Raw genomic sequence first — 11,219 nt, 5'->3', positions numbered from 1 at the left:
AACAAGCGCAAGCACTATTGTCAGCCAGTGAGCATCTAGTAAGTAACAATATAAAGACCTTAACGGAGCGCACCGGACTTAGCGCATCGGACATCACACCCGCACTTACACTGCTCCGGACGTTAAACCCGTCTCCTGGTTTGCTGTTTCAAAGTCGTCAACCTGATTATACACAGCCGCCAGACAGCTATGATATTCCCGATGTATTGGTGACACCCATTCGTCAACGAGCCGCAGATAAAAATGCAGATTCGGGGATAGAAGAGGCTGGCTGGCAGGTACGTTTGAATCCTGAAACTCTACCAAAGCTGAAGGTCAATCAAGAATATGCTAACTTGGTTAAGCGCGGTGATGACAGCCCTGATAACCAATATTTGCGTGAAAACCTTACTGATGCGCGCTTATTTATTCGCAGTATCGAGGAGCGTAACCAAAACCTATTAAAGGTGGCAACCAGTATCGTGCGCTACCAGCAAGAGTTTCTGCAATATGGCGCCACTGCCATGCAGCCGCTTATTCTAAAGGTGATTGCAGACGAGGTTAATTTACACGAATCAACGGTCTCGCGCCTGACTACCAGTAAGACTATTTTGACACCGCAAGGTCTATTTTCGCTCAAGCATTTCTTCTCATCGCATGTCAGTAGCAGCGATGGTGATATCTCATCAACTGCTATCAGCGCAATGATTAAGCAGCTGATCGCCGGTGAAGACTCAAAAAAGCCACTCTCCGACAGTAAGATAAAAGATTATTTGTTGGCAGAAGGTATCGATATTGCTAGAAGGACGGTTGCTAAATACCGTGAAGCAATGAATATAGGCTCATCTACGCAGCGCAAACAAAAATATTAATGCTCTGAATTCAATAAGTTATCGATATATGAAGTTCATCGCCAAAAAATTTCATACCAAGCATAAAAAATAAAATTTTTCGATTATATAGAAACAATAAGGAAACAACAGATTTTATTACATTTACTTACAATATAGAGCCTTGCTACTATCAGGTTTTCATGACAAATTAGAGTCATACCAACAACAAAATCTAAGTGTCGATTTAGCAGATTTATACAGCAAGTGACTAAGGATAATATAAAAAAGACGATACAAGGACATATCGAGATTTTACTAAAAGTACTGCTGTTAAAGGTGTTGAGATCGCAGATATAGGATTTGTTCGTGGTAAGGCAGGATGATAATGGTAGTAATGCTACCTCATCTGTTGATTGTAAGTACTAATAAAAGGACGATAATATGAATGTTTCTATCAGTGGTCACCATATCAGTATTACCGATGCCATGGATTTAGCAGTTCGTGAAAAACTTGAAAAAGTAGAGCGTCACTTTGATCAGATTCAGAGTATTCAAGTTATTCTATCGCTAGATAATAGCGGTCCTACGAAAAGCCATAAGGCTGAAGCTATCATGCGAGTCTCGGGTAAAGAGATGTTTGTCCAAGCTCTTGATGACGATATGTATAAAGCCATAAATGAGATGGCAGACAAACTTGATAGACAAGTACGCAAATATAAAACCAAATTGGAGAGTAAGAAAACTCAGGGTTCGGGGCGTAATGAACGCTATCCAGACGTCACTCCTGCTGAAGAAACAGTGCCAGCAGCTTAGTAGTCTCATATATTGTCGCCATTTAATAATGCTTAGCTAATAAATAACGTATAAAAAATTTAAAAATAGCAGGTTTATTAAATTGGAAGACCTATTAAATGTATTGTTATTCGCAATGAATTTGAATGACAATAAATTTAAATAGATGACAGGCTCAAAAATGAGCAAGCATGAGACACTAAGTAAAAAAAGACCTCAGACGGATTATCGTTGAGGTCTTTTTTATGGAAGCTTCTAAATAAGTAAAGGTTAAAAAACTATTTATAAAAGTATGCACTCTTAAACGCTACTGTTGAATAACTTAGCCGCCGCCTACCGCTTGCACCACTTCAATAGCCATGCCTTCAGTAATAAGTAGCTTATCAAGCTCACTCTTTGGAATCAGTTCGCCGTCAACTTCCACTGCATAACGACCCTGACTAAGCCCGAGCTCATTGATGACCAGTTGTACCGTTTGATGAGTGGTTTGTAGCTTCTTACCATTAACACTAATATAGCTCATGTTCTGTGTTCCCTAATAAACCAAGATTCCTTTTGCCTATCTTTATCCGTCTGATTCTATTGATAGGTGTGGCTGCCTGCCAAATACAGCTATAACTAGATATGTTTATCATTAATACTAAATAATCAGCTGTTTGTTAAGCGGGCTGAAGAGACAGCAAGCCATAACCAACCAATAATCATAAGGGTACCACCAATAGGCGTAATCGCGCCAAACCAACGCGGTGCGCCGAGTGTCATAGCATACAAACTACCCGCAAAAATAATCACGCCAATTTGTAATAACCAGGCTGCAGTTTGGGTTGCATAATTCAGCCGAATAAGGATGCCTACAAACAATAATCCAAGTGAATGGACAAACCAATATAGGGTTGCTGTTTGCCACCATTCGAGCTGTTGTGTATTGACTATAGCTTTAAGACCATGTGCGCCAAATGCACCTAAAGCAACGGCGATTGCCATATTAATCGCCGCGATACTTATCCAGTTAAACATGGTTGTACTCGTATTGTTGATTTAGGTTTTTCTAGATAAAGGAAGTCATCTTATTGAATGTCATCAGGCAAAATTACACTATCTATCGTCATGGCTTCACGGATTTTATCCATGGCATTTTTTTCGATTTGGCGTACGCGCTCAGCAGAGATAGAGTAGACCGCTGCCAGCTCGTGCAAAGTAGATTTTTGCTCAGATAACCAACGCTGCTCGACGATATCACGCGAGCGATCGTCCAAGGTATCCATTGCAGCAAGCAAGGCAGACGAGTTGTTTTCTTCCCAATCAGACTCCTCGACCATTTCAGCCGGATCAATACCATCTTCTAAAAACAGCTGCGGTGCATAACGTCCGTCGTCATCATCACTCGACTGCGCTTCAAATGACGCATCGTAAGAGGTGAGGCGCGACTCCATCTCAAGCACTTGCTTACGAGTCACATTTAGGTCATTAGCAATCGCATCAGCTTCCTCAATCGTCAGCTGATTATTGGTCTTTTTGAGGCTACGTAAGTTAAAGAAAAGTTTACGATGAGCTTTGGTCGTAGCAACTTTTACGATACGCCAGTTACGGATAACGAACTCATGAATCTCAGCCTTGATCCAATGCACGGCAAATGATACTAAACGTACGCCTTTGTTTGGATCAAAACGTTTGACCGCTTTCATCAGCCCCAAATTGCCTTCTTGGATTAAATCCGCTTGCGGCAGCCCATAACCTGAGTAGCTGCGAGCGATGTGAATGACAAACCGCAGGTGCGACATGACCAGAAGACGTGCCGCTTCCACGTCACCTTCATCATAGTAGCGATGGGCAAGCTCTTGCTCTTGGGCTGGGGTCAAAATAGGAATTTGGTGGACGGTATTAATATAAGCGCCCAGATTTACCCCTGGTGCAGACAGATGCGTTGGCATAGCCGGCACCAAGTCACGCGTACTGGTATCACCAAGCGCACTGGCATCATAAGGTGGACGTTCAGCCGCCGCTTTTAATGCTGCATCGCGAGCTTCATTTTTTTCAGGAGCGACGCTGTCTTTTTTACGGGTATTTGCAGCGTTAGTAGTATTAGCCATATTCTTGACCTTGATTAAATAGATAAGCAAACAGTCAGATAAAAATCTTTATAGTTGTAATTGTAAAGGATAGCGACGCTTAGTTGCTATCAGTTTTGGTAATGATGAAGTGATATATTGTATCAACAGAATATTTAGACGGGCTGTCTTTTGCTACAGCATTGTCTGATAAGGTTGCTTGATTGATGGTAAGCGCTAATGGGTTAGGGTTATCTGTTTGCAGGCTTTGCTGACAAAATGCCATGATGTCAGCTTGCGAGTTTGGATCGGTTGCCACCACGTATAAGGATTCTCCAGCGACCACACTACGTAATGCCACTTTGGTTTTTAACAGCGGCATCGGGCAAGCAAGTCCACGACCATCGACCATATTTTTGATAATAAGTGTAGGTTGACTCAAATCTGTTTTATCATTTGAGTCAATACCATTTGCCGGTAGTAAATCTAACAGCTGCACTATCGAATACTGCGCGCTCTCAGACAAAGTCTCTGCCAAATATATCGGATAAGAGGCTCGTACCATGATGGATGGGCTATCAGCAGACATAAAATAAACCTTTAACGTGTCTATCACTAAACCTAGCGTTTCAGTCTAATGCTTAGAATTACAATATTTATGGATAGTACTATCTTAATATGACACGGCGATTATGCTGGCGTCGCCGACGGTTTTATAAGCAATCATTATAGCAAATTGCCTGTATTCAATTGCAGTTGAATATAATCAACATGGCGTTTGATCAATCAGAATGACTGAATAGCATTTATCTCTATATTTACATATTAGACTTAGCCAGCAGGTTTACATAATCATGTTGCGTAATAGTGACGCCCTGCGGAGTTATTGGTAGCGACAGGCAGACGGCAATTGACCTTCAATAAACAAGCTCGTATAGTCGAAGTACGTTATGATTATGTATATAGGGTACGCACTTGAATCATTCTAAAAGACTGTTACTGCTTAAAAAATCATCCATACAAACAGGTTTATTATCTAAGCAGGTAAACCGTTATTTATCGCCAAGACTTGCGTTAAAATTCACGCTATCAGCACTATTGTTAGCATGTACAAGTGCGTCCTATAGTAAGAGCCAAGCTGTGCCATTAAATTATGATTTATGGCAAACGACTGGCACAGAAGAGCTAAGTTTGCCCAGTTTACGTGGGCAGGGGCTGAGCTTTGATGAGCAATATCAAAATAAATTGCTTGGTGAGTGGTCATTAAGAAACATCAATAGTCGTGTAAAAATGGAGCATGACCCTTGGATTCAAGAAACGGTGAAAGAGCTCACATGGCGGCTCAATGCCCAAGCGCGTCAGCAAGCACCACTCGGTTTGGTCATTATTGATAATCCAAGTATCAATGCGTTTGCGGCACCAGGTGGCGTGATTGGTCTTAATACTGGAACCATATTGGCTGCCAACAGTATGGATGAGCTGGCAAGCGTTGTCGCTCATGAGGTTGCGCACATCAGTCAGCGTCATTATGAGAGCGGTGCTGATGAGCGCAAAAAAGCCTTGCTGATGCAAATAGGTGGCATGCTCGCCGCAATTGCTGCATCGACCGTCGATGGTGATGCAGCCGCAGCAGTTATGATGGGCAGCCAAACTGCTACGATGAATAGCAGCATGGCGTTTAGTCGTAATAATGAGCGTGATGCTGATCGGGTCGGTATGCAAATCATGAACCAAGCTGGTTATGACCCACGCGCGATGCCGCGCTTCTTTGCGACCATGAATCAAAAAAGTCAGATGAACCAGACAGCCAATCAGTTTTTGCCAAGTTTTATCCGCTCACATCCACTGAGTAATGAGCGCTTAAGCGAATCTCAAAGCCGTGCGCAGCGTTATAATGCGCTGCCGTTAAATCAACAGCAGCGCCATCAAGCTTTGTTTGATCTACTTTATTGGCGCGTACAAAGTACCGGAAAGCATGCTTCTGAGACTGCCTTGATGACCGCAGCAAAGAACAGCATCGGGGCAAAGCTTGCGCTGATGCACTGGTATGGAGAGCAGCAGCGCTTTGAAGAGGCTGACAATTTATTTGTGGAGCTGTCTGCATTACCGATAGCAAAGCGCCAAGTACTCGAGCCATTATTGTCCATTACAAAAAGCCAGATTTTAACTGAACAAAGTAAATGGCAACAGGCTGCTGAAATACTAGAGAGTCAGCAGCGCTTGTATCCTGAGCGCCGTGATTTACGTCTGTATTTAGCGGAAGCCTTGACCAACAGTAATCAGCCAACCAAAGCGCAAGCGCTGCTCAAACCATTGACTGAACAGCAGCCAAGCGATCGCTATGCTTGGCAAAGTTTGCAATTGGCTAATGAAAAACTGGCAAAGACCACCGATTCTGCACCGCTAAAAAGTATCGCTACCATTAATGCGCTACGCTACCGCAGTCATGACCAACTATGGAGTGGAAGCTACGAGCGGGCGTTGACTTCTTTGACGCAAGCGAAAAAATTGACAGAAAATTTGCAAAATACGAATCAAGCCAATAGCGCGCGTCCTCTGCTTGCCAACATCAATGCCGAAATCAAAGCCGTAAAAACCGCCAAAGACTTTAAGCCTTAGGCGGTTCTTTGATAACTAACTGCTATAAAGCGCTATATAAAAAATAACGTTGATTTTATCGACTTTCTGTAGTGATTAACCTTGCAGGGCGTCTTTAACGAGCTTTGAGATTAAAGCAGGGTCAGCACGACCAGCGGTTTTAGTTTTCAATATCCCCATCACGCTACCCATATCGCGCATTGACGTGGCACCTTGCTCGGCGATTTCTGCGTTAACTAAAGCAATGATCTCAGCCTCATCCATCTGTTTTGGCATATATTCATTGATAATATCAATTTCAAATTGCTCTTTGGCTGCCAAATCATCGCGACCGTTTTCGGTAAAGATAGTCAGTGATTCATGACGCTGTTTGAGCTGCTTTTGTAATATCTCTAATACTTGCGCATCATCAAGCTCTGTTTGACGGTCAATTTCAATTTGCTTGATAACTGCTAGTACGTTACGCAGTACTTTAACCCGTTCAAGCTCACGTGCTTTCATAGAGACTTTGATGGTGTCAGTCAACGTCTGTTTAATTTGGCTCATTGTTATTATTCCCTATATTAATATGAATAAAAAGTTTATGTAAAAAATCCGCTAATACTTATAAGCCATATAATAGAAAGCTTCAAATGAGGTGATAGCGGCAATAATAAAAATTGTAGCATAAAAAACGCCACTGATATCATTGGATAACAGTGGCGTTAGTGTAGCGCTGGTACTTAGCTAATCGTATGATCGATTAGTACATACGAGTGGTACGAATAGTTTCGCGTTGTAATTTCTTTTTATAACGCTTTACTGCAGCAGCTTTTTTGCGCTTGCGTACTTGCGTTGGTTTTTCATAAAATTCACGCTTACGTACATCTGACAATACGCCAGCTTTTTCACAAGCACGTTTGAAACGACGGATAGCGATATCAACTGGTTCGTTTTCTTTAACCTTAACTGCAGGCATGAAGACTCCTCGATTAGGATGAGATATAAGGGCATTAGTTTGGCTGTGTATTAGTATTTAGCCGTAATATCTCAAGATTACCGGCATCAGCTCAAACTAGGACAATCTTGCGCAATAGCACAAGGGCGCCTATTTTAATAAAAAATTGCAGTAAAGTCAAAGGCTTTTACTTATTAGTCCATAACTATCATTAAGTTGCAAACTGCTATCAGCAATAAGAGCCGTAAGTCATTTATACCTATAACGTTCTTTAGGAAGGATAAACAGGGTTATTTACTAAATAACGTTAGTATAAATAAAACCCCTACTGTCTATAACGGTTTAGGTGGAGTTTATGCTATGATCATTTGCATAATATCAAACGTTTTATATGCACTTTATTAAGGATGTTGGAATGAGAAAATCAGTACTCAATACGGCGCTAAGCACAGTTTTTATCGTCGCTCTTGGTTTTGGTATCAGTGCTTGTAGTAGTGAAAAAGAAGGTGAAGAGTCAGGTCATGTCTTAGCTGTTGATCGTGTTGATGAGGCAGCAGCGCTTGCTCATGAGAATGCACCTGCAGCAGAAAAGATGGATTTCCCAGCAACAGCGCCAATGCCAGCAGCTGACGCGACAACAGATGCGACGATGAGTACTGAAGAAGGGGCGGCTGCAGTAGAGGGAACAGCAGCTGATGCAACGGCAAGCGCCGATAGTGCTGATACCGCTGATACCGCTGTGGCGACTGCCGATACTGCCAATAGTACTGAAATGCCGGCAACGGATGCAGCTGAACCTGCAACCAATTAATCCTGCTTGAGGGCAGTATTCAATAATGAGCGGTGTCACTAACCATCTATAGATGAGGAAATAACCATGACGGTTAAACAAGCTGTAATAAAGAAAAAATCAGTTGTTAAGTTGGCGCTGTCTGGTCTAAGTCTGAGTGCGTTGTTGACACTTAGTGCATGTAGCGGTGGTGATAATACTGCTACTGATGAGCCTGCGGCGGTTAATGAAACCGAAACTGTGGTTGTAGAGCCAGCAGTGCCTGCTGAAGCTGAGCCTGTCGTTGAAGCAGAACCTGTCGACGTACCGGCAGTAGAGCCTGAAGCAGTAAGTGCTGAAGCAGCCGCTGAGCCTGAAGTGTTGGCTGCTGACGCAGGTGCTACATTGTATGAAAAGCAGTGTAAGGTTTGTCATGAAAAGGGTCTATTAGCCGCGCCAGTATTCGGTGATAAAGAAGCATGGACACCACGAATTGCCAAAGGTATCGATACACTACATATGCACTCTGCCAAAGGCTTTAACAAAATGCCTGCTCAGGCAAATGCTGAGGTCAGTGAGGCGCAGGTGCATGCGGCTGTCGACTATATGGTCGCTGCGGTTAGCTAAATATTATTGATTGAAATTTGCTAAACTGACCGCCATTGTAAGCTTACAGTGGCGGTTTTTTGTTAACGACGCAATACAATAAAGATAAACTAACCACATAAGGCGTATTTTTAAAAGCGCTTTTCAGCATGAAGCTGAGCAGTAAAACATGCACAGTAACCAACGATGCAAAGCAAAATATAAAGGCAGATAGATGAAAGTATTAGGATTAGAGACCTCTTGTGATGAAACGGGTCTGGCGATTTTTGATAGCGAACAGATAAATAGTGAGAATAAAGGTCTGCTTGGGCAAGTATTGTATTCACAAATAGAGCTGCACGCCCTTTACGGTGGTGTTGTGCCTGAGCTTGCCAGTCGCGATCATATTCGTAAGCTGGTGCCTTTATTTAATGAGCTTTTGCAGCAATGCAATATGACTAAAGATGAGATTGATGCCATCGCTTATACCAAAGTTCCGGGACTTATTGGCGCGCTTATGACAGGTGCATTGTTTGGTCGCAGTTTGGCTTATGGTCTAGATATTCCAGCGATTGGTGTCCATCATATGGAAGGGCATTTACTGGCACCATTGATGGGTGCTAACCCACCGGCGTTCCCATTTGTGTCGCTATTAGTGTCCGGTGGACATACGCTACTCATTGCCGCTTATGGTATTGGACAATATGAAATCCTCGGCGAGTCCATCGATGATGCGGCGGGTGAGTGCTTTGATAAAGCGGCAAAAATGCTTGGTCTGCCCTATCCGGGTGGTCCTAACATTGCTAAATTAGCGGAAGGTGGCAATCCCGATGCTTATAGTTTGCCTAGACCGATGCTACATCGCGGTTTAGATTTTTCCTTTAGTGGTATGAAAACGGCAGTGCATAATCTGATTAAAGATACCGATGGTTCAGGGGGCTCAGGAAATGCTGCTGATAGCGACCTGCAAGTTCGCGCAGATATTGCTGCCAGTTTTCAGCATGCCGTCGTTGATACCTTGGTAAAAAAATGCGTTAAAGCGCTTAAGCAAGTGAATATGAGCCGATTGGTGATTGCAGGCGGCGTCAGCGCTAATAGTCATTTGCGTAAAACGTTAGAGACTGAGTTGGCGAAGATACATGCGACTGTTCATTACGCACCGCCCGCTTTATGTACAGACAATGGCGCGATGATTGCGTATGCAGGTTATGAGCGTTTACAAGCAGGACAGTCTGATGATTTGGCAGTTACTTGCGTACCGCGTTGGCCAATGACTGAGCTGCCAGCGGTTTAAAGTATTGTCATTAATAAGCGACCTTCTATAGTAACCTCTACCTAATTAAGGATAATTTATGCAGTGGCTTGCTATTGGATTAGGGGCTGCCTTCGGTGCATGCTTGCGAGGTTGGCTGGCACGTTTCAATCCGCTACACCACTGGATACCCCTTGGGACGCTTGGCGCCAATGTATTAGGTGGATTGCTGATAGGCTTGGCACTGGTATGGTTTGAGCGTATGGGCAGTGGCTTGTCGCCCAATATTAGGCTATTTGTGATTACGGGATTTTTGGGTGGTTTAACGACTTTTAGTACCTTTAGCGCTGAAGTATTTACCTTTATCCATCATGGGCGGCTACTGGCCGCTTTGGGCTTGGTTGGTTTGCATGTGGGACTTACGTTATTAGCAACGGCACTTGGGTTTTATTTCTTTAAGTTAGTTTTATAATAAAATTGCAGCAATAAAAAAGAGCCGTATTAATAGTTAATATGGCTCTTTTTTTAGTGAAAATTACTTCTATATAGGTTTTACGATCCCTTCTAATAAGTTGGCAAACCCCTGCATATAAGCAGTATCTTGACTTGACGTACGAGTTGCAGCGTAGAGCTGACAGTAGACACCATCCCCTAATGGGCGTGATACTACCCAGCCTTTTTTCTCATATTCAGCCACGACCCAATCGGGTAATGCTGCTACCCCGCGCTCGCTTGCCACTAGCTGTATTAGCATAGCCGTTAGCTCAGTGGTACGGATAGACTTAAAGCTGACCTGCTTTGGGGTCATAAAATTGGCAATAATATCGAGGCGCTTGGCTTCTACTGGGTAAGCAATCAAGGTTTCCTCAACCAAATCCTCGGGGCACACAAAACGCTGCTCTGCCAAATCGTGAGTAGGCGACAGTACTAACCGACTCTCATATTCGAATAAAGGTTGATAACTGATACCTTCTATCGGCAAATTGCTGGTAGTAATGAGTAGGTCAATGTCCCCCTCCATCAATAAATGATGCGGCTCAGGCTCAAAACCTGTGGCAAAATCCAGCTCCACATCTGACCACTCACGGCGATAATGATTAAGAATGGGCATTAACCAATCAAAGCAGCTATGACATTCTGACGCCAAGCGCAATCTGCCCGCCTGACCATGGGCTAAGCGCTTTAAGTTTGATTTGGTGCGCGTGACCTGCGGTAAAATGCTGTCAGCAAGCGCCAATACCGTTTTGCCAGCAGGTGTAAAGGTCAACGGACGCGTCCGGCGATTGACTAAACTGATATCGTAATAATTCTCTAGCTCTTTTAACTGATGCGAGACGGCAGAGGCAGTGACATGCAGCTCATCGGCAGCGGCAGCTAACGAGCCGTGTGCTCGTAGCGCAGTTAGGGTATTAAGATGACGAAGCTC

At 43.4% G+C, this 11,219-nt stretch carries 14 protein-coding genes; 7 read left to right on the top strand and 7 right to left on the bottom strand.

The features are described 5' to 3' along the window. Together VLN09_RS04295 and hpf are read left to right on the top strand one after the other, a co-directional pair. Nucleotides 1–851, top strand: an 851-nt coding sequence (locus tag VLN09_RS04295) for an RNA polymerase factor sigma-54 (RefSeq protein ID WP_414709082.1), incomplete at its 5' end; no start/stop codon positions are given. 402 nt (nucleotides 852–1,253) lie between these two features. After that, nucleotides 1,254–1,625: a ribosome hibernation-promoting factor, HPF/YfiA family gene (gene hpf, locus VLN09_RS04290; RefSeq protein ID WP_325244016.1), complete on the top strand. Its 372-nt coding sequence runs from the start codon at nucleotides 1,254–1,256 to the stop codon at nucleotides 1,623–1,625. Between the two features lie 301 nt (nucleotides 1,626–1,926). On the opposite strand, the gene thiS is transcribed toward hpf, so the two are convergent. From thiS to VLN09_RS04270, 4 genes are all read right to left on the bottom strand, one after another. Beyond that, the gene (gene thiS, locus VLN09_RS04285) at nucleotides 1,927–2,127 is read right to left on the bottom strand and encodes a sulfur carrier protein ThiS (RefSeq protein WP_325244014.1); all 201 of its coding nucleotides are present in this window, start codon (nucleotides 2,125–2,127) and stop codon (nucleotides 1,927–1,929) included. Between the two features lie 125 nt (nucleotides 2,128–2,252). Next, nucleotides 2,253–2,621 carry a DUF423 domain-containing protein gene (locus VLN09_RS04280; RefSeq protein WP_325244012.1) on the bottom strand — a complete coding sequence of 123 codons (369 nt, stop codon included), beginning with the start codon at nucleotides 2,619–2,621 and terminating at the stop codon, nucleotides 2,253–2,255. Between the two features lie 50 nt (nucleotides 2,622–2,671). Continuing rightward, nucleotides 2,672–3,535: an RNA polymerase sigma factor RpoH gene (gene rpoH / locus VLN09_RS04275; RefSeq protein WP_325244018.1), complete on the bottom strand. Its 864-nt coding sequence runs from the start codon at nucleotides 3,533–3,535 to the stop codon at nucleotides 2,672–2,674. A gap of 238 nt (nucleotides 3,536–3,773) precedes the next feature. After that, on the bottom strand, nucleotides 3,774–4,241 hold the full coding sequence (locus VLN09_RS04270; protein ID WP_325244010.1) for a sulfurtransferase TusA family protein: 468 nt from the start codon (nucleotides 4,239–4,241) through the stop codon (nucleotides 3,774–3,776). Between the two features lie 551 nt (nucleotides 4,242–4,792). Between VLN09_RS04270 and VLN09_RS04265 the strand changes: the two genes are divergently transcribed. After that, the gene (locus VLN09_RS04265; RefSeq protein ID WP_325244008.1) at nucleotides 4,793–6,271 is read left to right on the top strand and encodes a M48 family metalloprotease; all 1,479 of its coding nucleotides are present in this window, start codon (nucleotides 4,793–4,795) and stop codon (nucleotides 6,269–6,271) included. 75 nt (nucleotides 6,272–6,346) lie between these two features. Here VLN09_RS04265 and VLN09_RS04260 read toward each other — a convergent pair whose 3' ends face one another. Beyond that, complete coding sequence (locus VLN09_RS04260; RefSeq protein WP_325244006.1) at nucleotides 6,347–6,796, bottom strand: GatB/YqeY domain-containing protein; 450 nt, start codon at nucleotides 6,794–6,796, stop codon at nucleotides 6,347–6,349. 196 nt (nucleotides 6,797–6,992) lie between these two features. Beyond that, nucleotides 6,993–7,208, bottom strand: coding sequence for a 30S ribosomal protein S21 (gene rpsU / locus VLN09_RS04255; RefSeq protein WP_010195908.1), 216 nt, complete (start codon nucleotides 7,206–7,208; stop codon nucleotides 6,993–6,995). A 394-nt stretch (nucleotides 7,209–7,602) separates the two neighbouring features. On the opposite strand from rpsU, the gene VLN09_RS04250 reads away from it, so the two are divergent. From VLN09_RS04250 to VLN09_RS04235, 4 genes are all read left to right on the top strand, one after another. After that, on the top strand, nucleotides 7,603–7,998 hold the full coding sequence (locus VLN09_RS04250) for a hypothetical protein (RefSeq protein WP_325243995.1): 396 nt from the start codon (nucleotides 7,603–7,605) through the stop codon (nucleotides 7,996–7,998). Nucleotides 7,999–8,064: 66 nt separating this feature from the next. Next, nucleotides 8,065–8,583 carry a c-type cytochrome gene (locus VLN09_RS04245; RefSeq protein ID WP_325243994.1) on the top strand — a complete coding sequence of 173 codons (519 nt, stop codon included), beginning with the start codon at nucleotides 8,065–8,067 and terminating at the stop codon, nucleotides 8,581–8,583. Between the two features lie 193 nt (nucleotides 8,584–8,776). Then, entirely contained in the window at nucleotides 8,777–9,835 is a 1,059-nt protein-coding gene (tsaD, locus tag VLN09_RS04240) for a tRNA (adenosine(37)-N6)-threonylcarbamoyltransferase complex transferase subunit TsaD (protein ID WP_325243993.1), read from the top strand. 58 nt (nucleotides 9,836–9,893) lie between these two features. Next, nucleotides 9,894–10,265, top strand: coding sequence for a CrcB family protein (locus VLN09_RS04235; protein WP_325243991.1), 372 nt, complete (start codon nucleotides 9,894–9,896; stop codon nucleotides 10,263–10,265). A gap of 69 nt (nucleotides 10,266–10,334) precedes the next feature. On the opposite strand, the gene VLN09_RS04230 is transcribed toward VLN09_RS04235, so the two are convergent. Next, nucleotides 10,335–11,219, bottom strand: an 885-nt coding sequence (locus VLN09_RS04230; RefSeq protein WP_325243989.1) for a LysR family transcriptional regulator, incomplete at its 5' end; no start/stop codon positions are given.

The sequence above is a fragment of the Psychrobacter sp. genome (genome assembly GCF_035469765.1).
Taxonomy (GTDB): domain Bacteria; phylum Pseudomonadota; class Gammaproteobacteria; order Pseudomonadales; family Moraxellaceae; genus Psychrobacter.
The sequence above is the reverse complement of the archived record's forward strand: the minus strand, read 5'-3'. Positions and strand labels throughout refer to the sequence as shown.